The organism is Streptomyces sp. 4F14, assembly GCF_048159485.1.
In the GTDB taxonomy this organism is placed as follows: Bacteria; Actinomycetota; Actinomycetes; order Streptomycetales; family Streptomycetaceae; genus Streptomyces.
Genome location: NZ_JBLRVY010000029.1, coordinates 47,222 through 71,668, shown reverse-complemented (window position 1 = coordinate 71,668; position 24,447 = coordinate 47,222). Strand labels below are relative to the sequence as shown.

At 71.3% G+C, this 24,447-nt stretch carries 22 protein-coding genes and 3 pseudogenes; 13 read left to right on the top strand and 12 right to left on the bottom strand.

The window, feature by feature from the left end:
- Positions 1-9 precede the first annotated feature (9 nt).
- Positions 10-642: a hypothetical protein gene (locus ACLZOT_RS38210; RefSeq protein ID WP_416973751.1), complete on the top strand. Its 633-nt coding sequence runs from the start codon at positions 10-12 to the stop codon at positions 640-642.
- Complete coding sequence (locus tag ACLZOT_RS38205) at positions 642-1,187, top strand: hypothetical protein (protein WP_416973750.1); 546 nt, start codon at positions 642-644, stop codon at positions 1,185-1,187. The genes ACLZOT_RS38210 and ACLZOT_RS38205 overlap by 1 nt, the downstream gene beginning before the upstream one ends.
- A 43-nt stretch (positions 1,188-1,230) precedes the next feature.
- Here the strand turns inward: ACLZOT_RS38205 and ACLZOT_RS38200 are convergent, their stop codons facing one another.
- Both ACLZOT_RS38200 and ACLZOT_RS38195 read right to left on the bottom strand, forming a co-directional pair.
- A complete protein-coding gene (locus tag ACLZOT_RS38200) occupies positions 1,231-2,310 on the bottom strand; it encodes a methyltransferase (protein WP_416973749.1) in 1,080 nt (359 codons plus the stop codon).
- A gap of 58 nt (positions 2,311-2,368) precedes the next feature.
- Positions 2,369-3,490: a radical SAM protein gene (locus ACLZOT_RS38195; protein ID WP_416973748.1), complete on the bottom strand. Its 1,122-nt coding sequence runs from the start codon at positions 3,488-3,490 to the stop codon at positions 2,369-2,371.
- Positions 3,491-3,763: 273 nt separating this feature from the next.
- Here ACLZOT_RS38195 and ACLZOT_RS38190 point away from each other — a divergent pair, with 273 nt between their 5' ends.
- Genes ACLZOT_RS38190 through ACLZOT_RS38180 form a run of 3 tightly spaced genes read left to right on the top strand, consistent with a single transcriptional unit; the run spans position 3,764 to position 7,197 of the window.
- Positions 3,764-5,470, top strand: a complete 1,707-nt coding sequence (locus ACLZOT_RS38190) for a carbamoyltransferase (RefSeq protein ID WP_416973747.1) — start codon at positions 3,764-3,766, stop codon at positions 5,468-5,470.
- A complete protein-coding gene (locus tag ACLZOT_RS38185) occupies positions 5,467-6,660 on the top strand; it encodes a DegT/DnrJ/EryC1/StrS family aminotransferase (protein WP_416973746.1) in 1,194 nt (397 codons plus the stop codon). The genes ACLZOT_RS38190 and ACLZOT_RS38185 overlap by 4 nt, the downstream gene beginning before the upstream one ends.
- Before the next feature lie 48 nt (positions 6,661-6,708).
- On the top strand, positions 6,709-7,197 hold the full coding sequence (locus tag ACLZOT_RS38180; RefSeq protein WP_416973745.1) for a glutathione peroxidase: 489 nt from the start codon (positions 6,709-6,711) through the stop codon (positions 7,195-7,197).
- Between the two features lie 64 nt (positions 7,198-7,261).
- On the opposite strand, the gene ACLZOT_RS38175 is transcribed toward ACLZOT_RS38180, so the two are convergent.
- From ACLZOT_RS38175 to ACLZOT_RS38160, 4 genes are all read right to left on the bottom strand, one after another.
- On the bottom strand, positions 7,262-8,305 hold the full coding sequence (locus ACLZOT_RS38175) for an SGNH/GDSL hydrolase family protein (RefSeq protein WP_416973744.1): 1,044 nt from the start codon (positions 8,303-8,305) through the stop codon (positions 7,262-7,264).
- A gap of 210 nt (positions 8,306-8,515) precedes the next feature.
- Positions 8,516-9,826 (bottom strand): glucuronoxylanase, encoded by a 1,311-nt coding sequence (locus ACLZOT_RS38170; RefSeq protein ID WP_416973743.1) that lies wholly within the window; start codon positions 9,824-9,826, stop codon positions 8,516-8,518.
- 226 nt (positions 9,827-10,052) lie between these two features.
- Complete coding sequence (locus ACLZOT_RS38165) at positions 10,053-11,174, bottom strand: serine hydrolase domain-containing protein (protein ID WP_416973742.1); 1,122 nt, start codon at positions 11,172-11,174, stop codon at positions 10,053-10,055.
- Between the two features lie 162 nt (positions 11,175-11,336).
- The gene (locus tag ACLZOT_RS38160; RefSeq protein ID WP_416973741.1) at positions 11,337-12,596 is read right to left on the bottom strand and encodes a DUF418 domain-containing protein; all 1,260 of its coding nucleotides are present in this window, start codon (positions 12,594-12,596) and stop codon (positions 11,337-11,339) included.
- Between the two features lie 252 nt (positions 12,597-12,848).
- Between ACLZOT_RS38160 and ACLZOT_RS38155 the strand changes: the two genes are divergently transcribed.
- Positions 12,849-13,739, top strand: coding sequence for a SpoIIE family protein phosphatase (locus ACLZOT_RS38155; RefSeq protein WP_416973819.1), 891 nt, complete (start codon positions 12,849-12,851; stop codon positions 13,737-13,739).
- A 9-nt stretch (positions 13,740-13,748) separates the two neighbouring features.
- On the opposite strand, the gene ACLZOT_RS38150 is transcribed toward ACLZOT_RS38155, so the two are convergent.
- Both ACLZOT_RS38150 and ACLZOT_RS38145 read right to left on the bottom strand, forming a co-directional pair.
- Positions 13,749-14,009, bottom strand: coding sequence for a hypothetical protein (locus ACLZOT_RS38150; RefSeq protein WP_416973740.1), 261 nt, complete (start codon positions 14,007-14,009; stop codon positions 13,749-13,751).
- Positions 14,006-14,824: a phytanoyl-CoA dioxygenase family protein gene (locus tag ACLZOT_RS38145; RefSeq protein WP_416973739.1), complete on the bottom strand. Its 819-nt coding sequence runs from the start codon at positions 14,822-14,824 to the stop codon at positions 14,006-14,008. The genes ACLZOT_RS38150 and ACLZOT_RS38145 overlap by 4 nt, the downstream gene beginning before the upstream one ends.
- An 82-nt stretch (positions 14,825-14,906) precedes the next feature.
- Here ACLZOT_RS38145 and ACLZOT_RS38140 point away from each other — a divergent pair, with 82 nt between their 5' ends.
- Genes ACLZOT_RS38140 through ACLZOT_RS38130 form a run of 3 tightly spaced genes read left to right on the top strand, consistent with a single transcriptional unit; the run spans position 14,907 to position 16,332 of the window.
- On the top strand, positions 14,907-15,695 hold the full coding sequence (locus ACLZOT_RS38140; protein ID WP_416973818.1) for a helix-turn-helix transcriptional regulator: 789 nt from the start codon (positions 14,907-14,909) through the stop codon (positions 15,693-15,695).
- 14 nt (positions 15,696-15,709) lie between these two features.
- Positions 15,710-15,949 (top strand): hypothetical protein, encoded by a 240-nt coding sequence (locus ACLZOT_RS38135; protein WP_416973738.1) that lies wholly within the window; start codon positions 15,710-15,712, stop codon positions 15,947-15,949.
- Positions 15,949-16,332 carry a toxin Doc gene (locus ACLZOT_RS38130; protein ID WP_416973737.1) on the top strand — a complete coding sequence of 128 codons (384 nt, stop codon included), beginning with the start codon at positions 15,949-15,951 and terminating at the stop codon, positions 16,330-16,332. The genes ACLZOT_RS38135 and ACLZOT_RS38130 overlap by 1 nt, the downstream gene beginning before the upstream one ends.
- A gap of 39 nt (positions 16,333-16,371) precedes the next feature.
- Here the strand turns inward: ACLZOT_RS38130 and ACLZOT_RS38125 are convergent.
- A pseudogene (locus ACLZOT_RS38125) lies at positions 16,372-17,400 on the bottom strand (endo-1,4-beta-xylanase); the annotation flags it as partial.
- Between the two features lie 369 nt (positions 17,401-17,769).
- On the opposite strand from ACLZOT_RS38125, the gene ACLZOT_RS38120 reads away from it, so the two are divergent.
- Together ACLZOT_RS38120 and ACLZOT_RS38115 are read left to right on the top strand one after the other, a co-directional pair.
- Positions 17,770-19,398: a glycoside hydrolase family 27 protein gene (locus ACLZOT_RS38120; protein WP_416973736.1), complete on the top strand. Its 1,629-nt coding sequence runs from the start codon at positions 17,770-17,772 to the stop codon at positions 19,396-19,398.
- A 75-nt stretch (positions 19,399-19,473) separates the two neighbouring features.
- Entirely contained in the window at positions 19,474-20,352 is an 879-nt protein-coding gene (locus ACLZOT_RS38115; RefSeq protein WP_416973735.1) for an alpha/beta hydrolase family esterase, read from the top strand.
- Between the two features lie 69 nt (positions 20,353-20,421).
- Here ACLZOT_RS38115 and ACLZOT_RS38110 read toward each other — a convergent pair whose 3' ends face one another.
- The 3 genes and pseudogenes from ACLZOT_RS38110 to ACLZOT_RS38100 form a co-directional block, all read right to left on the bottom strand.
- Positions 20,422-20,562 (bottom strand): hypothetical protein, encoded by a 141-nt coding sequence (locus ACLZOT_RS38110; protein ID WP_416973734.1) that lies wholly within the window; start codon positions 20,560-20,562, stop codon positions 20,422-20,424.
- Between the two features lie 19 nt (positions 20,563-20,581).
- A pseudogene (locus tag ACLZOT_RS38105) lies at positions 20,582-20,686 on the bottom strand (EAL domain-containing protein); the annotation flags it as partial.
- Positions 20,687-20,800: 114 nt separating this feature from the next.
- Positions 20,801-21,559 (bottom strand): DUF4142 domain-containing protein, encoded by a 759-nt coding sequence (locus ACLZOT_RS38100; protein WP_416973817.1) that lies wholly within the window; start codon positions 21,557-21,559, stop codon positions 20,801-20,803.
- Positions 21,560-22,094: 535 nt separating this feature from the next.
- Between ACLZOT_RS38100 and ACLZOT_RS38095 the strand changes: the two are divergent.
- Both ACLZOT_RS38095 and ACLZOT_RS38090 read left to right on the top strand, forming a co-directional pair.
- A pseudogene (locus ACLZOT_RS38095) lies at positions 22,095-22,283 on the top strand (hypothetical protein); the annotation flags it as partial.
- A gap of 155 nt (positions 22,284-22,438) precedes the next feature.
- Positions 22,439-24,442 (top strand): CASTOR/POLLUX-related putative ion channel, encoded by a 2,004-nt coding sequence (locus tag ACLZOT_RS38090; protein ID WP_416973733.1) that lies wholly within the window; start codon positions 22,439-22,441, stop codon positions 24,440-24,442.
- The last annotated feature ends 5 nt before the right edge of the window (positions 24,443-24,447 follow it).

Sequence of the window (24,447 nt, the reverse complement as noted above, 5' to 3'; positions counted from 1 at the left end):
GGGTTTCCCATGTACGCACTGGCTCAGTCCCTGATACCGGCGGACCTGGAGGTGCTCGCGGAGGCATGTGCCGAGGTGGGTCTCACCCTGCATGTCACGGACCCCGCGACGGGCCACGCCCCACCGCCCGGCGCGCTGCTGGTCTCCTTCCACCGGGTCGCCGCCGCCCGGCCGGACGACCTGTCCGTGGCGGACCTCAAACGCCGGGGCGGGTACCCCGTCGCCGTGCTGGACGGCGTCTCCGCCACCGGGGTCCTGGCGGCGGTGACCGCCGGCTACGGCTTCACGCTGGCCAGCCCGCTGCGGCGGTCCCGGCTCGTGGAGACCCTCAGCTACCTCAAGACGGTCACACCGTCCGAGAACACCCAGGTGCTCACGCTCGCGAACGGCTCGCTGAACTCCGCCGCGAAGTCGCTGCCCGTGACGGACGCCGAGGCCGGGCTGCTGCGCCTGCTGTCCGGGCGGCCGGGCCAGATCGTCTCCCGCGAGGAGCTCACCGAGGCCACGGGCGGGGAGGACGTGAACAAGGTGACCTCGGTCCTCAAACAGAAGTTCCTGGACATCGACTCCGGTGCGAAGCTCCTGAAGATCCCCCACCTGGGCTTCCGCCTGGTCGGCACGGTCCGCGAGGGGGGCGAGTGATGCGCGCCGTGGTGATCACCGGTGCCCCGGGCGTGGGCAAGACCCGCCTGGGCCACCAGCTGGTGACGCGGTACGGCGTCCCGGCCGCCGCGATGGACTGCGATCCCATCGTCCATCCGTGGAACGGCGGCGAGGAGGTGTACGACCTGATGGCCTCGACCGTGCGCGCGGCCCTGCCCGTCTACCGGGAGTGGGGGGCCCGCGTCGTGATCGTCACCGGGGTGGTCCTCGCGGGCCGCGCCTACGAGCGGTTCCAGAAGGTGTTCGAGGAACTCGGTGCCCAGGCAGTCTACTACGGCCTGCGGGCGGACGCGCGGGCGCTGGCCACCCGGATCGAGAACGACGCGGGCGGCCGGCTGTTCGTGGAAGGGCGGCTGGCGGAGCGTCACCTCGACGCGGAGGTGCCCGACGTGCCCGGTGTGCGGCTGGTCGACACCACGCGCCTGACGCTGCTTGAGGCGGCCGACGCGGTCGCGGCCCTGGAGCGCGCCGAGCTCGGGCCGCGCTGGTTCGGGGCGGACGGTGCTGCGCCGGTCACCGGGTGACCCGGGGGTGGAGCCGTGGGCCGGCTCCGCCCCCGGTGCCGGGTCACTGGAAGCGGCCCACCGCCAGGCCCTCGCCGTCGCGTCGCACCGACAGGACGAAGCCGTAGTAGTGGGTGGCGCCGATGCGGGTGACGTACTCCCGGACCTCGTCGCCGAGCGGGCCGGTGAGCTGCTGTTGTTCGTCGCGGGGTGCGAAGGCCGGCCAGCGCGGGGGTGTGGAGGGCCGCAGCAGCAGCCGTCCGAAGACCCCCAGGCGCCGCAGTTCGGCCTCCAGTTCGGGGACGAAGAACGGCCCGTGCTCGTCCCCGTAGGCCGCGGCCTGGAGGAGTGCCTCGCCTTCCCCGGTGAGGAGCCCGGGGGTCCGGCGCAGGAGTTCCCAGAAGAACTCCAGGCCGTCCAGCCCCGCTTCGCCGGCCAGCCAGCCGAGCGCGCCGCGGCGCAGCGGGAGGCAGGGCGGGTTGGAGACGACCAGGTCGAACCGGGAGTCCAGCGTCAGGGACATGATGTCCCCCTCGACGGCGGTCAGCCGGTCGGCGAGCCCGTTGATGTGGGCGTTGACGGTCGCCGCCGCCGTGCACTCCGGGTTGACGTCGACCGACAGCACCTCGGCGCCGTTGCGGGCCGCGGACAGTCCGAGGATGCCGGTGCCGCATCCCAGGTCCAGGGCGGAGCGGGCGCCGCGGCGGGCCGCCACCAGCCGGGAGAGGGTCATGGAGTCGGTGCCGACCCAGGGCGCGTACGAGCCCGTGTCCCGTCCCGCCGCCCGCCAGGCGGCCAGCAGGGACATGCCGTCCCCGCGGACGAGGCAGTAGTCGGCGGACGTCTTCCCGGACTCCTCGGACAGCACCCGGGCGCGGAGCAGGAGGTCGAGCAGGGGGCCGGGGACCTGGGAGCGGACGTCGGACTCGGCCACCTGTTCCCCGAAGACGAACAGGGAGGACAGGACGGACTCGGCGGCCAGGGTGGTGGAGATCGCCGCCAGGGTCTCGGGGTTGCGCCACGGTGCCAGTTCACCGAGCCAGTCCCCGGCGAGGGTGAGCAGATCGTGCTGCGGGAGGGTGAGCAGCCGCTCCAGCCCGGCCCCCGCGAAATCGTCGTCGGAAATCCCGTCCGCGGAAATCATTACGTCTCCTCGTGGCCTCGGTATGCTCTGGTCTTCCGGCATTCCGTCGCCCACGGGATCAGCGGGGTGACGGTTCCTCGGCGGCCGGTTCGAAGATCGGCGTGAACGCCGATTTCAATTCCCGTAGCCGTTCCAGAGCGCGGGGTCCGGCGTACGGGGCGCAGCGCGCTATTTCCTGTTCGGAGATGTTGCCGAACAGATAGAGGTTGACCACGTCGATCGGTCCGGTGCAGCTCTTGCAATACGGGAAGCGCGGCCGGGGCTGCATGAACATATCGTAGTGCTGGTGTTTTCCGAACTGTTCGTGGATGAGTTGGGGATTCTCTTTCGTGTTGCCCATGGGTTTGAGCCAGGCGTACGGGCAGCAGGAGACGTCTCCCTGTCCGAAGAGCTGCACCATGGTGGCCGTCGCGTAACACCGCAGGGTGCGGACGCCGGTGCGCAGCTGGTTGTCGATGTGTTCCACGAAGGCCCGCGGGGGAAGGACCTCGGACAGTTCGTCGTAGCGTTCGAGGAGCGGCGCGAAATGATCGCCCAGGGGCGGTGCGTGGGTGGTCCTGGTCTCGCCGCGCACCGGGAAGAAGTAGAGCATCACGCCGCGCCCGTACCGTTCGAGGAGGAACTCGGCGAACTCCGCCTGGCCTCCGGCGTTGAGGTCGCTGATCACCGACTGGATCTCGATGGGGATGCCCAGTTCCACCGCGTGGTCCAGGTGGCGCATGATGACGTCGAAGAGCTTGTGCTGCTTCGGGGGCAGCCGGTGGCCGTTCATCTCCAGCGTGTGGCCGTCGAGGGACAGGCACAGCTGGACGTTGCCCAGCGCGGCGAGCGCCTCCAGGCGGTGCGGTGTCAGGAAGGCGCCGTTGGTGATGACCTGGACGACCTCGTACTTCTCGCTGCACTCCGCGACGAACTCGGTGGAGCCTTTCAGCCAGAAGAACTCGCCGCCGCTGAGGCGCATGATGGGGCTGTCCACCTGCTGGTGGTAGAGGTCGAGGATCTCGTGCCAGTCCGCTCGCCGGTCGGTGGTCAGGCGCAGCCGGGCGTCCGGGACCGCCATGAGAAGGTTGAAGTCCTCGGTGAGGCAGTAGGAGCACCGCATCTGGCACAGCTGCTCCTCGATGACCATGTCGTTCATCAGGAGTTTCAGACGGTCCTGCCCATCGCGATGCGCGAACATCGCATCGCGATATTGACTTTTCAGGGCCATGCCTATCACCGCACCCAGGTCGTATTCGCGCACGACTCTTCTGTTGGGCGACGATCCTAACTTCACGTTCAAGACAGGGGCAATGAGGGCAACCGAGGGCACTGCCGTTCGGCCGGAACTCGACTTGATCCGGCCCGAGGATGGCTCATATGCGACTGCTGACTGACCCGTTGCCACCGGGTACCGTTACGCACCACGTACTCGCCAAATCCGCAGACCTGCAACGGGAGTAAGGACGGCAGTATGCTCGCTCTGGGGCTCGGCGGTTCCAACCATGATTTCTCGGCCTGTCTCGTCGAGAACGGCGAGATCGCCGTCGGTATCGAAGAGGAGCGGCTGACCCGCCGCAAATACGCCGTCAATGTGAATTCCCTGGCGAACACGTGCTGGCGGTACTGCCTGACGACGCACGGAGTGCGGCTCGCCGCGGTGGACGCGATCGTCGCGGACGACACCCTGCTGCCCAGCTGTTATTTCCCGTTCCGCAGCCGGACGACGCTCATCCGCCATCACCTGGCGCACGCCGCCAGCGCCTTCCTCCCCTCGCCCTTCCCCGAGGCCGCGGTCCTCGTGGTCGACGGGGCCGGCAGCCTGTTCGAGGGCCAGGGCGTCGAGACCATGACCCTGTCGGTCGGCAACGGCACGGAGATCACCGAGATCTCCAAGGTGTACGGGACCAACTGGAGCACGGACGGTCTGCGGGACACCCGGGTCTACCAGGCCGGTGACAGCGACCACTCGCTGGGCTTCATGTACAAGGCGGTCAGCAGGGCCATCGGCTTCACCCTCTACGAGGAGGGCCCCTGGTACCTGACCGAGGACGGCAAGACCATGGGGCTGGCCCCCTACGGGACCGACCGCTACCGGGCGGAGTTCCGGCGCCATCTCGACCTGCTGCCAGAAGGCCGGTTCACGCTGCACCTCAAGGACGGCGGGCTGCTGGACTTCGTCGAACACGCCCTGGACGGGCGGGAGGGGGACGAGCGTTTCGCGCTCGGCGCCGATCTCGCGTGGGCCGCCCAGGACCTGCTGGAGACCGCCGTCCTGCACGCCGCCGACTGGCTGCACCGGGAGACGGGCCTGACCCGTCTGTGCCTGGCCGGCGGTGTCGTCCTCAACTCGGTCGCCAACGGCAAGATCCTGCGGAACACGCCGTTCACCGAGATCTTCGCGCAGCCCGCCGCGGGCGACAACGGCTGCGCGGTCGGCTGCGCCTACTACGGCTACCACGTCCTCGGCGAGCGGCCGCGGCCCCGTGGTCCGAAGGCCCCGCGCACGGCCCCCCGGCCGCAGGCCCACACCTACCTGGGCCGCCGGTACTCCACCGAGGAGATCCAGCGCGCCCTCGACGCCTCGGGCCTGCCCCACCGGCGTGTGGAGCGGCCGGCCCGGCTGGCCGCGGGGCTGCTGCCGCAGGGCGCGCTCATCGGCTGGTTCACCGGAGGCTCGGAGTTCGGGCCGCGCGCCCTCGGCCACCGCAGCATCCTCGCCGACCCCCGCCGCGCGGAGATGAAGGACATCCTCAACAGCAAGGTCAAGCACCGCGAGGCGTTCCGTCCGTTCGCCCCCGCCGTCCTGGCGCACCGGGCCGCCGAGTACTTCGAGCTCGACATCGAGTCGCCGTACATGCTGATCGTGGCGCCGGTGCGCGGCGACAAGCGCCAGGAGGTGCCGGCCATCACCCACGTGGACGGGACGGCGCGGGTGCAGACGCTGACGCCGGAGGCGAACGGCACGTTCTACGAGCTGGTGGAGCGGTTCGGGGAGCTCACCTCCGTGCCCGTGGTGCTCAACACCTCCTTCAACGACCGCGGTGAGCCGATCGTGGAGACCCCCGAACAGGCGCTGGCCTTCTTCGGGCCGAGCAAGCTCGACTACCTCTTCCTGGAGGACTTCGTGGTGGCGCACAGCGCGACGGACCTCGACACGGTGACGGAGACGGGCGCGTGACGGACGCCCCGGGGATGCGGTACGAGACCTGGCGGGCCCTCGCCCTGTGGGGCGCCGAGGAGGAGACCGCCGCCCTGGAGGTGATCCGGTCCCGGTCGCTGTTCCGTTACTACGGGCCGGACCTGGGCCACCGGACCGACCTGTTCGAGTCCGCGTTCAGCGAGGTCGCCGGGGTCGCGCACACCGTCGCCGTGTCGTCCGGCACGGCCGCGCTCACCGCCGCGATGATCGGCCTCGGGATACCGGCCGGGGCCGAGGTGATCGTGCCCGCCGTGACGTTCGTCGGCAGTGTCGGCGCCGTCGTCGCCGCCCGGGGCGTCCCCGTCTTCGCCGAGGTCGACGACTCCCTGACCCTGGACCCCGCGCTGCTGGAGGAGCGGATCACCGAGCGGACCTGGGGTGTCATGCCGGTGCACCTCAACAACGCCGCCGCCGACATGGGGCCGGTCCTGGAGGTCGCGCGACGGCACGGACTGCGGGTGATCGAGGACGCGGCCCAGGCCGCCGGCGTCCGATACGAGGGGCGGCCCGTCGGCGGCCTCGGCGACGCGGGCGCGTTCAGCTTCCAGCTCGACAAAAACATCACCGCCGGCGAGGGCGGCGCGGTCACCACGACCGATGCCGACGTGTACGACCGGGTGGCCCGGTACCAGGACCAGGGCGGCCAGTTCACCACCTCCAAGGGCGCGACACGTGGCAGCGGCGACGGCCCGCCGTTCGTCGGCGTCAACCTGCGGATGACCGAGCTGACCGCGGCCGTCCTGTCGGCTCAGCTCCCCCGCCTGGCCCCCATGTGCCGGCGGCTGCGGGACGTGGCACGCCAGGTGCGCGGCGAGCTCGCCGATCTGCCGGTGCGCTGGCGGAGGCTGCCGGACGAGGAGGGTTCGGGCGGCGACCTCACGCTGTTCCTCGACTCCCGGCTCCAGGCGCGTGCCTTCGTCGCCGGTCTGAACGCCGCCGGAATCCCGGCCCACACCCTCTACCAGGGGCAGCCGGTGACGGCCAACCGGGCCGTACGGGAGGGGCGGACCCCGTGGGGTGTGGAGTGGGAGCGCCCGCCGCGCCTGCGGATCAGTGAGGGGCTCCTCGGCCGCTCCGTCACCGTCGGTCTGGGCGCCGCCATGACCGACGAGGACGTCGACGCCGTCGTCACCGCCGTCCGCAAGAGCTACCAGGACGTCACCGGCTGAACCATCCCGGCCGGCCCGTCACCGACACAAGGGGAGCGACGCACCGACATGTCCCTGTACGAGATCCCCGTCCGCACCCTCGCCGGGGAGCCCGGTGACCTGAGCCCCTACCGGGGCAAGGCCCTCCTCGTGGTCAACGTGGCCTCGCGGTGCGGGCGTACACCGCAGTACGCGGCGCTGGAGGAACTGCACCGGCGTTACGGACCCCGCGGGTTCGCCGTCCTGGGCTTTCCCTGCAACCAGTTCGGGGAGCAGGAGCCGGGGACCTCCGAGGAGATCCAGGAGTTCTGCTCGACGACGTACGGCGTCACGTTCCCCCTCTTCGAGAAGGTGGACGTGAACGGGGCGCGACGGCACCCGGTCTACGAGATCCTCACCGCCGCCCCCGACGAGCGCGGAGTGGCCGGTGACATCGAGTGGAACTTCGAGAAGTTCCTCGTCTCGCCCGACGGTTCGGTGATCCATCGCATCGGGTCACGCGTGAAGCCGGACGCCCCCGAGGTCGTCGCCAGGATCGAGGCGCTGCTGCCGTCCTGATCCCGGCGCCGGAGCCGTCGGCCGGGAAGGCCGGGCTCCGGCGCCGGGGGTCAGGGCCGGTGGGTCAGTGCTGGCGCAGGGCGTGGCGGATCGCCCGCTCCACGTGGACCGCGGTGTTGGCGTGTCCCGCGGCGTTGGGGTGGATCATCGTGGCGTGCTTGCCGATGGGCGCGCACTCGACCCCGGTGCCGGGGAACGTGGTGGGCCAGTAGTCCGCGGCGTCGCCGCAGATCCCCTCCATCCACTTGGTGCCCTCGGGCTGACAGACGTCGTGGCCCGCGCTGGAGGAGAAGACGTCGACGTAGCGGTCGCCGAAGGACGACGAGGCCCGCTGGAGCGTCTTGTTCAGCGGCTTGAGGACGTCGTCACGCAGCCAGTCGACGTCGGCGTGGGTGGTCGTGTCGAGTTCGGTGAGGGAGCCCCGGTCACAGGCGCTGCCCCGGGTCGGCATGATGGTCGGGTAGCCGATGTTGATGACCTTGGCGTTGGGCGCGGCCCGGTGCACCGCGGCCAGCATCTCGGTGTACTCGTTCTGGACGCGGGCGAGCCTCTCCCGGACGCTCTCCACCCCGGCGGGCGGGTTGGTGAAGTACGCGCGGCAGGACTGGTCGCTCGCGCCCAGTTCGAGGCACTTGGGGAAGATGTCACCGAAGGGCAGGCTGTTGCCGCCGATGGCGATGGTGACGACGTCGGTCCCGGCGTCGAGGCCGGCCCGCTCGATCTGCGTGTCCACCGCGGGCCAGCCGCCGGGCGGGGTCTCGACCGGGCTGATCGGCGTCTGCTTGACCTTGGCGACGTTCGCGATGACGGCGCTGCTGCACGCGACGTTGGTCAGGCGGACGGGCTTGCCCGGCGGGGACGCGGCGAGTTCCCGGGCGACCAGGCTGGGGTAGGAGCCGCTGGTGCGGGCGCAGCCGTCCTGCGAGGGATCGCCCAGCGGGGGCTGCGGGTCGCCGACGAAGACGCCGGCGGTGAACGAGTCGCCGAGCGCGGCCCACTCGTACTCGTCGGCCGCACCGGCGGAACCTGCCGGTAACAGCGTGGCCGCCGCGAGCGCGAGACCGGCGGCCAGGACTCGCGGGCGCGGGCGGGAGACAGCGTGTCGCATACATACTCCAGGATCGATGGAAGACGTCCGGACGGCCGGAACACGACGCACGAGGCGGAACGCGCCTCGTCCGTGATGATCCGCACCGTCCGTCCACCCTGTCCGGCGAAACGGCCCGCCGCCATCCGTTCGGACCAATAAGCCGGATCTTTCACACCGCCTCCCGGAACGGTCTGATCACTTCCGCGCGAGACAGGGTGGGCGTCCCGTTCAGCGGAGCACGAACGTCATCGCGCTGCGTGCGGGCAGCGTCACGGTGAAGGCGCCGTTCGACACCCCGGCCGTCCCCTGGGACACGACAGTGCGGCTCGCGTCCGTCAGCCACGAGGCGACGGTCGACGGCGCGCTGTTCACCAGCGTGAACGGCTGGCTCACGGCGCCGGTCCCCTTGTTGACGGCGACGACGACCGTGGAGCCGCCGCCCCGGTACGCCGAGACCCAGACGTTCGTCGCGGGGTTCGCCGTCGCCTGGACGCGTACGTGTCCGGGCCGCACGAACCTCGCGAAGTGGGCCATGGCCGCGCCGCGCTTGCTGATCTGGCCGTCCTCGCGCATCGGGCCGTAGCCGCGCCGGATGTACCACCAGATGTACGCCTGGAACTCGGCGTCCACCAGGGCGTGGTGGATGTGTTCCGCGACGTCGAGGGCCTGGGGCCAGAGGTCCGCCGAGTCGGAGCTGTTGGGGTAGTAGACCTCGGTCATCCACAGCTCCTTGCCCGCGCCCTTCTGTTTGAAGAGGGGGTAGGGGAAGTTGGCGAGGGCGGTGCCGTAGAGGTGGGCGCCGACGATGTCCACGTTCGCGAGGGCCACCGGGTCGTTGAGGATCGGGTCCGACATGTTCTTCAGGTACTGGAAGGACTCCGGCGCGATCACGCGGGTGCTGATCGCGCCCGCGTTCTCGCGCAGGAAGCGGACCATCTCGGCGGGGGTCCACCAGGTCCAGGTGTGCGCGTAGTCGGGTTCGTTCTGGACGGAGATCCCGTACAAATTCACGCCGTTGTTGCGCAGGTGGACGGTGAAGTCGTTCAGGTGCTGGGCGTAGGCGGCGTAACTGTCGTGGCGCAGCCGCCTGGCGTCGGTCTGGGTGCCTCTGACGAAGGTCTCGACCATCGAGGCGGGGGGATTCCACGGGGAGGCGATGACGGAGGCGCCGAGGGCGGTCGCGCGCTGCGCCGTCGCCAGGTCGCGGCTCCAGGCCGCGCGGTCCTCGGGGACGGGGATCCTCAGCAGGGAGAAGCCGAGGCGGCCGTCGCCGGTTCCGAAGGCGGTGTCCCGCTGGGCCGCCGTGAGGTCGCCGATCCAGGCGGTGTGGGTCATGCCGCCGAAGCCGCGGATCGTCTGGCGGGTCGCGGCCGGGTCGATGACGGCGGTGGCGGCGATCGCCGGGGCGGCCGGCTGCGAGGCGCGCGCGGCCGGTGCCGTGGCGGCGAGGACGGGCAGGGCGGCCGTCGTCGCGAGGACGGCCCGGCGGCTCGGTGCCGCGCGCCAGTCGCCTGCTGGGGTGTGCCGGGTGTGTGCCATGACGTCTCCTCCGGGAGGTCTGGACTTGCCTGGCGGATCGACTGGGAGCGCTCCCAGCTTCGGAGGGCGCCCGTGTTCGCTCTTCATGACGAGAGGTGCTGCCGGATGACGGGACACCGGCGTTGTTCGACATCGTGAACGGTGTCCATGTGGCGGATCTGTCGCAAGGTAACGACGCCGCCCGGCAGGGTCAAGCCTCCCGGCAACGCCCGGCTCGCTCCCCGGGTCAGCGGGTCCGGCACAGTTCCTGGCCCACGAGCGTCGTCATCGCCCGCTCGGTGTCCCGGCCGACCTCGCTGGTGACGTACACCGCGGCGGTCCGGGTCCCGTCCCGGGTGGCGCCGCTCCAGGCGACGTAGCCGAGGAGTTCGCCCCGGTGGCCGAAGTAGCTGCCGCCGCAGGGCAACGGGAGTTCGGCGAGGCCGAGTCCGTATCCCGCTCCCAGTTCGGGGACGGGCATCGTGGTCGTCATCGCGTCGAGCTGCGCCGGAGCCAGCAGACGGCCGCCGAGCAGCGCGGCGTGGAAGCGGTTCAGGTCGTACGCGGTGCTGATGATCGAGCCGGAGCCGACGGCCATGCTCGCGTCGAGGTCCGTCACGTCGGTGCGGGTGCCGGTGCCGAACGTGGCGTAGCCCCGGGCGTGCGGCCTCGGGAGGAACGGGAAGGTGCCGGGGGTGCTGGTGCCCCTCAGGTCCAGGGGGCGGATGATCCGGTCGGTCACCTCCCGCGCCCAGCTCCGGCCGGTGACCTTGTGGATGATCATCGCGGCGAGGAGGTAGTTGGTGTTGGAGTACGACCAGCGGGCGTCCGAGTGCGGGTGCCGCAGCGCGAGCCTCACCACCTCCTCGGGGGTGTAGGTGCGCAGGCGTTCGGCCCGGTAGCCGGCCGCGCTGTTCAACGCGGGGATGTCCGGCCCGGCGTCGGGAATGCCGCTGGTGTGCTGGAGCAGCTGCCGTACGGTGATCCGGCCGCCGTCGTTCCCGTTGCCCCGGACCACTCCCGGCAGCCACCGCTCCACGGTGTCCTCCAGGGACAGGCGCCCCTCGCCGACGAGTTGCAGCACGACCGTGGCGGTGAACGTCTTGGTGGCGCTGCCGATCCGGAACCTGCCGTCCCTGGGCATGGGCCTGCCGGTGTTCAGCGCGGCCGTCCCGGCGGACGCGCTGTCGCGGGCGCCCGGTGACACCACCTCGGCGTGCACACCGACGGCCCCGGTGGCGTGGATCGCCTCCACCTGCCGCTGGAGGGGATCGGCCGGTTGCGCCGTCGCCGCGGGCGCGGCGAGGGCGGCTGTTGTCACGGCGGCCAGGACGGGCAGACCTCTCCGACGCCTTCTCGATCCGTGCATGGCGGCTCCTCCCGGTCCGGGCCGCCCCCGGATCCGACGGCCGGTCACCATCCCATCAGCGGAGGGGAGTTCGGCCCATCCGGCTGTCCCCCGACGGGCCGGCGCGCTGTCCTCAGGGCGGCGCCGGGGGCTGGCCCCCTTGAAACGCCGTCCACCCCCGCCTCAGCGCAGGGCGCTCGCCCGTTTGGTGGCGAGGTTGAGGAGGTGTTCCAGCGGGCCCCGGCGGAAGAACCGCGACCACAGCCCGGCGAACAGGACGGCCCCCGCGATGAAGGAGAGCAGCAGACCGGTGGACGCCGACTCCGGCGGGGCCGCGGACTCGCCCGGCAGCGCGAGGATCACCAGGATGTGCCCGACGTACAGGGTCAGCGACATGGTGCCGACGGCGATGACCGGGGCCGCGAGCTTGCGCAGCCAGTCCAGGCGCTCCACCGCCAGCGTCGCGCACAGGATCACGGTGATGGCGATGCCGAGGCTGCCGATGAGGTCGAGGGTGGAGCCGCTGTGCGGTTCGGCCGCGATCAGCCCCCAGGCGTCGTTCCACAGGCCGCTGCCGACGGGCATGTCGAAGGAGACCGGCCCCGACTCCGTCATCTTGGCCAGGTCCTCGGCGGACGGCCGCCCGCTCGCGAGGTGCCGGTCACCGCCGGTCACCCGCAGCAGCAGCCGGGCGACGCCGTACCCGAAGGCGATCATCGCGGCGCCGACGGCGGCGAGCCGGCGCCGTACCGTGCCGGAGGCCAGGTCGAGGCGGCCGAGGGTCATGCCGGTGACGACGAACGTCATCCAGGTGATCGCCGGGTAGAGGCCGGTGAGCACGAGGTCGAGGACGCCGACGCCACTGATGCGCGCGAGGGGGTCGTAGGTGTCGATGGTGCGGACGGCCGACTCGGTGAGCAGGGCCCGCAGGGCGAACGCGAGTTGGGGGGTGACGACCGCGAGGGTGACGGCGATCGTGGCGAGGGTGCGGGCGCGCAGCTTCAGCAGGGGCAGGGACAGCAGGAAGTACAGGGCGTAGAAGTTGAGGATGCCGGCGCCGCCGAAGTTGGTCATGGCGAGCGCGCTGCCGACGACGAGCAGGATCGCGGCGCGGATGACGATCCGGGCTCTGGCCTGCCGTCCGGCCGCGCCGGTCTTCGGTTCCCGGCGGCCCGCGATGAGCATCAGCGAGAACCCGGCGAGGGTCGCGAACAGGGCGGAGGCCCGGCCGCTGGCCAGCTCCAGGACCCAGTCGCCGACGCCGCCACCGGGTGTGGGGAAGGGGCCGACATGCACGGCGAACATTCCGAACACGGCCAGGGCCCGGGCGAGGTCCACCCCGACGAGCCGCGCGGTCGACGCCGCGGGGGGCGTCGAAGTGGCGGAGTCGGAGGTGCGTGGGGGGTGTAAGGGCGTCTTGTCGGCGCTGTCGATCTCGGTCACGGGTCCAACCTCGCGCGGACGCCGGATGAGCGGCCATCCGCCGATCGGCGGCAGACACCCCGCCGACCGGCGGGGACGGCCCCGAACCGTCCCGGCATGCCGCCTTTTGACCGGAGGTTTTCCCTCGCTTCATGCGTGGTCGTGTTCTGTCCCGCGGAGTGGGACCGGCCTCTCCGCTCCCCTCGGTACCGGGGTGCGGAGTGCGGTGCGGACAGGTCGATCCGCGCAAGACGCGGAGCATGGAGATGACGACTGTGCGCGCGGTGGGACTCCCCCTCGTGGGCCGGGAGCAGGCTCTCGCGGACGGCCGTACGCACCCTTGCCGATGTGGATCTGCCGCCGGACGAGCTGCTGACCCATCTCGACGATCTCGTCCTGTGTCTCGGGGACGATCTCCACTCGGCGGGCGAGTCGGGGGCGACCTGTCTGTACACCGTGTACGACCCGGTGTCGCGGCGGTTCACGGTGGCGCGCGCGGGGCATCCGCTGCCGTTGGCCGTCGGCCCGGACGGCAGGGCGGTGCCGCTGGACGCGCGGCCCGGTCCGCCGCTCGGGGTGGGCGGGCTGCCGTTCGAGTCGGCCGAGGTGGAGCTTGCCGAGGGCAGTCTCCTCGCGCTCTACACGGACGGGCTGGTGGAGAGCCGTGAGCGGGACCTCGACCAGGGGGCGGCGGCGCTCGGGCGGCTCCTGGATCCGGCGGCCGGTTCGCTGGAGGCCCTGTGCGACACGGTCACCGCCGCTCTGCTGCTCGCCCGGACGCGGGCGCCGGCCCGGCACCATGTCGCCGACCTGGACGTCGAGCCGGATCCCGCGCAGGTGCCGCTGGCGCGGCGGTTCGCCGTCGAGCGGGTGGAGTCGTGGGGGCTGGCGGAGGCCGCGTTCGTCACGGAGCTGGTCGTCAGCGAGCTGGTCACCAACGCGATCCGGTACGGGACGCCGCCGATCAGGCTGCGGCTGGTCCGGGACGCCTCGCTGATCTGCGAGGTGTCCGACGCCAGCGGCACCGCTCCGCACCTGCGCCGGGCGCGCGCCTTCGACGAAGGGGGGCGGGGTCTGCTGCTCGTCGCCCGGCTCACCCAGGGCTGGGGCACCCGGCACAGCGCCGAGGGCAAGACGATCTGGTGCGCGCAGACCCTGCCGTAGGACCTGCTGTCAGTCGAGCTTCTCGAAGAAGAACTCGTGCTTCAGGAAGGAGACGTCGTACTCGTGTCCTGCCTGGGGCGGCAGGAGCTGGGACGTCTGGAAGAGGCGCCAGCCGTCGTGGAGGGCGGCGAGTCCGGTGGGGTAGGGGGGTTCGTCGCTGTCGCCGGTCGTGGGGTGGGTGGCGGCGGTGCCGTCGTAGCGGGACCAGCCGACGACGTGGGAGTCGAGGGCGGACGTCGCGAGGTAGAGGACGAGGACGTGCTGTCTCATGCGTGGCTCCTGAGGGCGGGGCGGTTGGTGACGCGGGTGACCCAGTACTCGATGTCGAAGGAGTCGTCGCCGGTCAGGGCCCGCCACAGGAGGACCCGGTTGTAGATCTCCAGGCGGGCCGTGGCCTGCTCGTACCAGGGCAGGTGGACGCCGAGTTCCTCGGTGACCGCCGGGTCGTGGAGGTCGGTGGTGTCCCACAGCCGCACCTGCGGCACGGTCGGGTTGAGGCGGAGCTTGTACATGTAGCGCCGGGTCGCGGTGTCGTTGCGCCGGCCGCTGTGCCAGATGCCGTGGTGCAGGAGGACGACCGTGCCGGCCGGGCAGGTCAGCCGGCTCTGGCCCCTGAGGTTCTGGACGCGGCCGACGTCCGTCTCGTTGATCCGGCGCAGATGGCTGCCGGGGACGCTGAGGGTGCCGCCCATCTCGGCGGTCACCTCGTGCGGGTAGTACATGAGCTGGATGTCGAAGGCGTCGGGGCGTACGTCGATGATCGCGTCGCCGTGGAGGGGCTGGGCCTGTCCCTCGTGCGGCTCGCGGACGTGGACCGCGTGGTGGTCGACGGTCGGCCCGGGTCCGACGAGGCTCCGTACGGCGCCCGCGACGACGGGCAGGGCGAGGAGGTCGTGGACGAAGGTGTCCGGCGCGAACGCCTTGTCGAGGGGGGTGCCGTAGGGGACGCCGGGCAGGTCCCGGTCCAGGGCGGCCACGGCGCGTTCGTTGATCCCGGGCGGCACCACGCCGTCCAGCCGCAGGAATCCCCGCGCGACGAAACGGGCCACCTGAGCGGACGTCAGGAGTTGTTCGCTGGTTGACATACGACGAACGTACGGGCGCCCACCGCCCCGGTCGTGGGCCGGAATCGTCGACTGCTGGTAGTTTTCCGTCCTCGTGGACCATGTGACCCTGCGGCTGGACGAGCCGCCCGCCGTGGTCGGCGCCGGGATCGGGGTGCACGGCGTCGCCACCACCCATGACGTGTTCCGGCTGCCCGACCTGTGGCAACTGCACCTCTACCACTACGAGGGCACCCTGTCCCTGGGCCGCTCGGCGCACGCCATCCGGCCCGGGCACGTCAGCCTGGTGCCGCCGGACACGGAGGTGCACTTCCGCTACCGGGGCAGGTCGGAGCACCTGTACGTGCATCTGCGGCTGCCTCGGGGCGGGAGCGCGCGGACGGTGCCGGTGATGCAGGACGCCGCCGACGAGGGCCCCCGGCTGGCCGACCTGCTCCGGCACGCCGTGACCGCTGTGCCGACGGCTCCCCCGCATGCGACGGCCGCGGTGTGGGCGGCGTTGTGGCGGATCGCGGAGCTGCCGGGGAGCGAGGGGGACGGGCAGGTCCACCCCTTCGTCGCCGCCGCGCGGGCCCATGTCGAGGAGCGTCTCGCGGGGCCGCTGTCCGTGCCGGACGTGGCCCGCGCCGTCGGCATCTCGCACACCCACCTGACGCGGGTGTTCCGTGCCGAGACCGGCCGGACCGTCGTGGCGTACATCCGTCACCGGCGCCTCCAGCGCGCCCGCCACCTGCTGCTGTCGTCGACCCTGTCCGTGACGGCGGTCGCCGCGGCGGTCGGCATCGCCGATCTCCAGGCGTTCAACAAGGCGTGCCGCCGGGAGCTCGGGGCGAGTCCGCGGGAGATCCGGGCCGCCTCTCCCGACTCGCTGGCGCCTCGTGGTACCGGCTAGGTACCATGCCGGGTATGCCCTCACTGAACGTGACTTTCACCGAAGAGGAAATGGACGGCGTCCGCGCCGCGGCCGCGGCCGAAGGCAAGAGTCTCAAGCAGTACCTGCACGACCTCGGGGTCCGGGAGCTGCGCCGCAAGCAGTTCGTGGCCGGCGCCGCGTCGTGGGCGGAGAAGCTGCGCGAGGAGTTCGACCAGGCGTTTCCCGACGAGGTGCCTCCTTCGCAGCGTGGCGACGGGATCGCCGCGGCCTGATGAGCGAGACCCTGTACATCGACGTGTCCTGGCTCCTGGACGTCCAGGAGGCCGCGCTCGGCACCGACGACGTGTCGGTCACCGACTACTCGGCCCTGGTCGCGGCCGTGGCCCGGCACCGGACCCGGATGCCGACGCTGGCCGCCTCCAATCCGGACGCCGCCTGGCGGGCCGCCGCGCTGCTGCACACCATCACGCGCCTGGAGCCGCTGCCGCACCGCAACAGCCTGTTCGCCGCGTTCGTCGCGACCCAGTACCTGGACCAGTCGGGCGAGGGCATCAACCCGCCCTACGGCGCCCTGTCCGACCTGATCCGCAAGTGCCGCGAGACCCGGCTCACCATCTACGCGGTCGCGGACACGCTGCGTTCCTGGCGGATATGAGCGACCGCGGGACGGTGAGCCGGTGACGGTTCAGGAGCGGGAGGCCGGGGTGCCGCCCATGGTCGTCAGCACCGCGTTGTACGCGGGCTTCTTCCCGCCGCCGTTGTTGAACAGCAGCGGGCTCTCACCGCTGCGCCACGAGTCGCTGTCGCGGATGCCCCACACGGTGATCCCGTTGCAGCGCGCGACGTTGAGGCAGGCCCGCACGGCGTTCGAGTAGGCCGAGGTCCCGGCCTGCGCGATGTCGAGTTCGGTGATCTGTACGTCGACCCCGAGCGCGGCGAAGTTCGCCAGCGTGGTCTGGAACGTGGACGGCGGTCCGCCGGTGCCGAAGTGGGCCTGGAAGCCGACGCAGTCGATGGGCACGCCGCGGGACTTGAAGTCGCGGACCATGCGGTAGACGCCCTGCGTCTTCGCCGCGTTCCAGTCCTCGATGTTGTAGTCGTTGTAGCAGAGCCTGGCCGCCGGGTCGGCGCCGCGCGCGGTGCGGAACGCGGTCTCGATGAAGCCGTCGCCGAGCCGGTCCTGGAAGACCGAGGAGCGGTGTCGGCCGCTGCCGCCGTCCTCGAACGCCTCGTTGACGACGTCCCAGGAGTGGATGCGGCCCTTGTAGCGGTTCGCGAGCTGCGTGATGTGGTTGTTCATGACGCTGCGCACGGTGTTCGCGTCACCGATCGACTTGACCCAGTTGGGCAGTTGCTGGTGCCACACCATCGTGTGCCCGCGCAGCTTCTGCCCGTGCGAGGACGCCTGGCCGGCGATCCGGTCGCCGGGGCCGAAGTTGAACGAGCCGCGGGAGGGTTCGACCGTGTCCCACTTCATCTCGTTCTCGGCGGTGACCTGGTTGAACTCCCGGTTCAGGATGCCGGTGTAGGTGCCGTCGCCGAGCCGTCCGGAGGCGACCGCGGTCCCGAAGTAGCGCCCGGACTGGGCGGCTTGAGCGCCCAGCGTGGACGCCTTCACGGCGGGTGTGCCGTCCGGTGAGGCCGTCGCGGCGGTGCCGCCGGCCAGCAGCGTGACCACCACCAGCGCACCGAGCAGGGCGGGGTGTCGTGTGCGGGGATTCATCGTTCTCCTCGAACGGTTGGGGGGTTGGGGCGTGCGTGGAGAGAGGGGCGAATCGACGCGTCGAGCAAACTGGATGATAGGAGGCCCAGAGATCCCGTCAATATGTCTCGCATGATTCGATGGTGAGAGCGAAATGTTTCGAGGATGGGGACGTTCACACCTGAGCCCGTTCACCTGCTTTCACCTGCCGAAGGAGTCCCCCTCGGCCCGATCGGCCGTCAGACGCTGTTGACAGTCCTGGAACTCCCCTTAACATCCGTGACACCCACGATCCGAAATCAGCTCGAAATTTCGAACGCCGCGTGCGGGTCGTATACGCGGTGCGCGTCGACCGCCCGGATCAGTCATCCCCTGTCTGATGGAGCCCTCATGCTCAGACGCACCCTCCGACTCCTCGCCGCCGCAGCGCTGACGGTCTCGGCCTCCGTCGCCGCCGTGGTCCCCTCCCCCGCCTCGGCCGCGCCCGGCAGCCCGGCGCTCACCCCGCCGCTGGGCTGGAACAGCTGGAACAGCTTCGGCTGCGGCGTCACCGAGGCCCAGGTCCGCCAGGCCGCCGACGCGATGGTGTCCTCCGGCATGCGCGACGCCGGGTACCGGTACGTCGTCGTCGACGACTGCTGGTTCGACCCGCAGCGCGACGCGTCCGGCGCCCTGCGCGCCCACCCCTCGAAGTTCCCCGGCGGGATGAAGGCGCTCGGCGACTACATCCACGGCAAGGGCCTCAAGTTCGGCATCTACCAGGTCCCCGGCGACCGCACCTGCGCCCAGACCACGGGCGCCTTCCCGGGGTCCACCGGCAGCAGGGGCCACGAGGCGCAGGACGCCGCGACGTTCGCCTCCTGGGGCGTCGACTACCTGAAGTACGACTGGTGTTCCTCCAGCGGCACCCGTGACGAACAGGTCGCCCGCTTCGGCCTCATGCGCGACGCCCTGCGCGCCACGGGCCGGCCCATCGTCTACAGCATCAACCCCAACAGCTTCCACGCCATCACGGGCGACACCTACGACTGGGGCCAGGTCGCCGACCTGTGGCGGACCACCGAGGACCTCCTCGACATCTGGCAGAACGGCAACACCAACAGCTACCCGATGGGCGTCGGCAACGTCCTCGACGTCAACGCCCCGCTCGCCGCCCAGTCCGGCCCCGGCCACTGGAACGACCCCGACATGCTGGTCGTCGGCCGCCCCGGGCTCAGCCTCGCCGAGTCCCGCTCCCACTTCGCACTGTGGGCGCTGATGGCGGCCCCGCTCATGGCGGGCAACGACATCCGGACGATGTCCGCCGACATCAGCGCGGTCCTGCGCAACCCCCGCCTCCTCGCCGTGAACCAGGACCCGCTGGGCGCGGGCGGACGCCGGGTGCGCGACGACGGGAGCACCGAGGTCTTCGCCAAGCCCCTGGCGGACGGCTCGGTGGCCGTGGGCCTGTTCAACCGGGGTTCCGCGACCGCGACGATCAGTACGACGCCGGCTCAGGTCGGCCTGTCCGGCGGGCCGTTCACCCTCACCGACCTGTGGACCGGCGCCACCTCGACCGGCGCCCTGTCGGCGAGCGTCCCCGCGCGCGGCGTCGCCGCGTTCCGGGTGACCGGCGGCACCCCGCTCGCCTCGACCGCCGGGCGCCTGCGCCATCCGGCGTCGGGCCGCTGCCTCGGCGTGACCGGCTCCTCCACCGCGGCCGGGGCCGCCGCCGCGATCCGGGGCTGCGAGACGGCCGCCGACCGGCAGTGGACCAGCTGGGCGGGCGGCGAGATCCGGGTCTTCGGCGACAAGTGCCTGGACGCCTACGACCAGGGCACCGCCGACGGCACCCGGGTCATCACCTGGCCCTGCAACGGCCAGGACAACCAGAAGTGGACCACCGCCTCCGACGGCACGCTGCGCAACGTCCACGCCGGCAAGTGCCTCGACACCGACCGCGGCGGGACCGGCGAGAACACCACGCTGGTCCTGTGGACCTGTGACAACCGCGCCGGCCAGCGGTGGACCCGCGCCTGACCGGCCCTCACCTTCTGACAGAGACTGGGGAGTTCACCGATGAGAAGGACACGCACCGCGTTATGGTCCGCCGTCGTGGCGGCACTGATCGTGCTGGGCTCGGGCGCCCCGACGTCCGCCTCCGGCGCCGCGTCCGCCGGCGTGGCGGCACCGACCGCCGGGTGCGGCAAGGCGCCGACCCTGACCAGCGGGACGTACACGATCCAGAGCGGCGGCAAGAACCGCAGCTTCATCCTGAAGGTCCCGGACGGCTACGACCGCAACCGCCCCTACCGGCTGATCTTCGGCTTCCACTGGCTGGGCGGCAGCTCCACCGACGTCTCCACCGGCCGCACGGTCGAGACGGGCACCTGGGCCTACTACGGCCTCCAGCGGCTCGCGAACAACAGCGCGATCTTCGTCGCGCCCCAGGGCCTCAACAACGGGTGGGCCAACTCGGGCGGCGAGGACGTCACCTTCACCGACGACATGATGCGGCGCATCGAGGGCGACCTGTGCGTGGACACCACCCAGCGCTTCGCCCTCGGCTTCAGCTACGGCGCCGCCATGTCGTACTCGCTGGCCTGCTCCCGCGCGACCGTCTTCCGTGCCGTCGCCGTCCAGAGCGGCGGGCTGCTCAGCGGCTGCTCCGGCGGCAACCAGCCCATCGCCTACCTCGGCGTGCACGGGCTGCGGGACAACGTCCTCGGGATCTCCGGCGGGCGTTCGCTGCGTGACCGGTTCGTCCGCAACAACGGCTGCACCGCGCAGAACCCGCCCGAGCCCGCACAGGGCAGCCTCCAGCACCGCGTCACCACGTACGCGGGCTGCTCGGCCGGGCACCCGGTCGCCTGGGCCGCGTTCGACGAGGGCCACATCGCCGCCCCGCAGGACGGCGCCCCCGGCGACAGCGGCTCCCGCACCTGGCTGCCGGGCGAGGTCTGGCGGTTCTTCAGCCAGTTCCGGTCCGCCTGAACCATCTGAAGGAGAGGGTCCGCCCGGGTGGCACGCGAGGGGAGGTCGCGGCTCACCCGGGCGGACTCGTCAGGGCAGGTCGCGGCTCGGCCCTGCCCGCAGGCGCGTCCCTTCCATCAGCACGGCGATCCCGTCCGCCGGGACCGGTCGGGAGGACAGCCGCCCCTGTGCCGTGTCGACGCCCTCGGCGGTGACCGTCAGACCCGGCACGCCGACAGACTCACGAACACCGAGGGTGATACCAACGGACCAGGGCTTCCACTCCGTACACCCGGTCGTCCGCAAGGCCCACCAACGGCTGGTACTCCAGGGCGAGTTCACCCCGTTCGACGGCAAGCTCGATCCTGGACGCCCGGAGCCGAACCCGAACTCCCCAGGACCTACCGACGTGAGGTTTTTTCCCCGCCTCCGTACGGGGAGTTCATGGCCGGCGCCGCGGTCCTCGCCGTCAGTTCTTGCCGTCGCCCGGGGCCGCCGTCACGCCGTCCTCGCTGCCGGCGATCCTGTCGATGTCGATCGGGGTGGAGGTCGGGTTCGGGGGTGGGGTGAGGACGGTGACCTGTTGGCCGGGGATGCCGGGTGGCGGGGTCAGGTCGGAGTCGGGCAGGGCCGGGGAGACGTTCTGCTGGGCGAGGACCTGGTCGATGTCGACGAGGCCGGTCTGTTCGAGGCTCGCGATGTGGTGCAGGAGGATGTGGTCGGCCTGCTCCGCCAGCGCGCGTACCAGCGTGTTCCTGGTCGTGGTGCGGATCTCCGCGACCGTGGTGAAGAACGAGCCGTCCGTCTGGCGCAGGATGTTGGCGAAGTCCCGGTCGAACTGGGCACCCTTGCTGTCCGTGGTCAACTGGTTGACGAAGCCGGTCTGTTGGGGGCTCGCCCGGTTCGGCAGCGTGATGTTCAGCAGCGGGGCGATCTTGCGGCAGGTCAGGTCGAGGGCGGCGTGGCCGTCGACGAGGTGCCGTCCGGCGGTGACGACGCCGTCGTCCGTGCCCTTCTCCACGCCCATCCGGCCGACCGGGTGCTCCCACAGTCCGGCCGCCCGTACCTTGACCACGAAATCCCGGTCGCCCTCGGTCAGCGGACCCCACTGGGTGTCGGCGATGACCCTGGACGCCGCCGCCGAGACGGTCCTGACGCCCAGTAACGACGGGTAGACGAGAGCGGCGAGCGTCACGCTCAGCGCACCGCCCACGAACAGCGTCCCCATCGCGTTGCGAGAAACCCGCACCCTGCCTCCTGCCTCGTCGGGAAGCCCACCGCCGCATGATCGGCGGAGCCACACGCCGAGGAGTACGCAGACGAACGCCGCTCCATTCACTCGGGCGACCGAAAAAGTTGCTGGGCGGAGTGCGGGGAGGCCCGGAACGCCACGTCCCGTACCGGGAAACACCGGGCCGTGGACGTCCACGCGTTCATCCAATCCGCCCTCACTGCCGATACAGAGAGCCCAATTATGCGAGCATATCGGGCAATTGAACGCCCAGGGCAAGGCAGTGCAGCATCTAACCAATTGCAAAATTAAGCAACTCATACAGATGACCCAACCGCAGGTACACGCCCTTCAAGGCACCCGAACCCAGGCGATAATGATTCGCTAGAGCAAATCCAGAGCCTCGGATCCCGCCGTACACCCAATGCGGGTGATGACCTCAGCGAGCAAGCATCATTGAGCCCCGTATGAAGCGAACCAAGCGGATCCTCAGCGGACCGGCCGGCGCCCTGGCAGTCCTGATCAGTCGGACTGGAACCGGACCTCTTCCACGATCTACCTCTGGTCCGACGCGCAGTACTCCGGCTGCACGGCCGTCACCTCCGCGGGCCCGACCGGCAAGGGCAACTTCTTCCCCGCCTACCGGGACTTCTTCAGCTCGGTGCAGTTCGACGGACTGGGCGGCCCGAGCTGCGGCACCCCGCCGGGCGAGGACGGCTAGGCGGCACAGCGCGTCCATGCACCCCTCCCCCTCGCCCTCGAACACGACCGACGGTTGCCCGAAAGAGTGAAAGTGCCGGTGGAACGGCGTGTCGTGGGCGAGGGGATTGGCACGCTTCGTCTTTCGGAGGCAGGTGTGGCGATCAGGGAGCGGATGTGGAGCGGCGACAGGGGCGGACTCACCTGCACCATCGGGTGCGTTACCTGTTCGACAGGACGTTGGCCCGGAGTACGGGCACGCTGCTGGGGTGGCTGGCGCTGAGCTGTCTGGCGATCGTCGTGCCGGTCAGCGCGCTGCTGGTGTGGACGGATCCCGATGCGCCGCGTTCGCTGTCGGGGCGGCTGATCCAGGTGGGGCGTACGAGTGCGGAGACCCTGCGTCTGGGGGCCGCCACGGGGGCGCCGGTGCGGATGCTGCTGTCCGTGATCCTCGGGCTGATCGCGCTGCTGTGCGTGTCGACGGTGATCGGTGTCGTCACCACGGGTCTGGGGGACCGGCTGACGGAGTTGCGGCGGGGGCGTTCGCGGGTTCTGGAGCAGGGGCACACCGTGGTGCTCGGCTGGTCGGACCAGATCTTTCCGCTGGTCGCCGAGTTGGTCGCCGCACGTCCTGTGGGGGTGCGGCATGTGGTGACGGTTCTCGCGGACCGGGATCCGGCGGTCATGGAGAGGGAGTTGGCCGTCGTGGTGGGGTCGGCGGGCGGTGTGCGTCTGGAGTGCCGTTCCGGTGCGCCGGCCGATCCGGACGCCCTGGCGCTGGTGATGCCGGGGACGGCGCGGACGGTGACGGTCCTGCCGGTCGAGGACGGCGAGGGCGCCGAGAACGCGGACGGCGACCTCATGGTCGTACGGACCCTGCTGGCCCTGCGCACCCTGCTCCCTGCCGAGGGCGGTCCGCGGGTGGTGGCCGCGGTGCATGACGGGCGTCATCTGCCGGCCGCGCGGCTCGCGGCCGGGCCGCGTGGGACCGTGCTGGAGACCGACCGGACCACCGCGCGGCTGCTGCTCCAGTCCGCCGGGCACCCCGGGATGTCGTCGGTGGTGCGCGATCTGCTGGACTTCTCGGGGGCCGAGTTCCATGTCGGTGAGGTGCCGCGGACAGCCGGGACGACCTTCGAGGACGTGGCGTTACGTCTGGAGACGGCGTGTGCGGTGGGGCTTGTGCGGCCGGACGGCACGCTGTCGCTCACGCCGGCGCCGGGGACCGTGCTGGGGCCGGGTGACCGGCTGGTGACCGTGGCCCACGACGACGTACCCGTGCCGCTCGACGACCGCTGTGCCGAGGTCGATGTCTCGGCCGTCGTGCCGCCCCGGCCGTGGCCGGAGCCTCCCGCGCGGCTGCTGCTCCTGGGGTGGAACCGCCGTGCCCCGCTGATGGTGGACATCCTGCGCCGGACCGCGCGGCCCGGTTCCGTCCTGGACGTGGTCGCCGGCCCGGCCACCGACGTCCCGTCGTACCGGGACTCCTCGGCGCTGAGTGTCGTGCACCGGGCCGGGGATCCGGCCGCCCCCGAGACCTTCGGCGGGCTCGACCTCGACGTCTACGACAGTGTCGTCGTCCTCGGGGCGGACCGGGGGGCACGCCCCGAACGGTCCGACGACCGGACGCTGTTGAGCATGCTGATCCTGCGTTCCCGGGAGGAGCGGACCCGGCGGGTGCTGCCGGTGGTCGCGGAGATGCGCGACCACCGCAGTGGGCGGATCGCCCCGCTCGGCGCGGCGTCCGACGTCGTCCTGAGGGGTGAGCTCACCGCGCTGCTGATGGCCCAGATCGTGCACGACCCCGAACTGGCCGCCGTGTTCGAGGAGATCTTCGCCGTGCGCGGCGGAGCGCTGGCACTGCGCGCGGCCGACCACTACGTGGTGTCCGGGCGGGAGGTCTCCTTCGCCACGGTGGTCGCGGCGGCCCTGCGGCGCGGCGAGTGCGCGATCGGCTACCGGGCCCACGACCCGTACGCGCACCGCCCCTACGCGAGCGTCCGGCTGTGCCCGGGGAAGTCCGAGCGGCGGGTGTGGAACGCCGGGGACGAGTTGCTGGTGCTGACGGCGGGGCGGGTCCAGGCCGACCCGGAGCGTCGTCCTGTGCCGGGGATGCGGGCTGAGCACGGGGAGGAGGGGGACGCGCCGCCGAGCGCGCCGGAGGCCGGTATCCCCTTCTGAGGCCG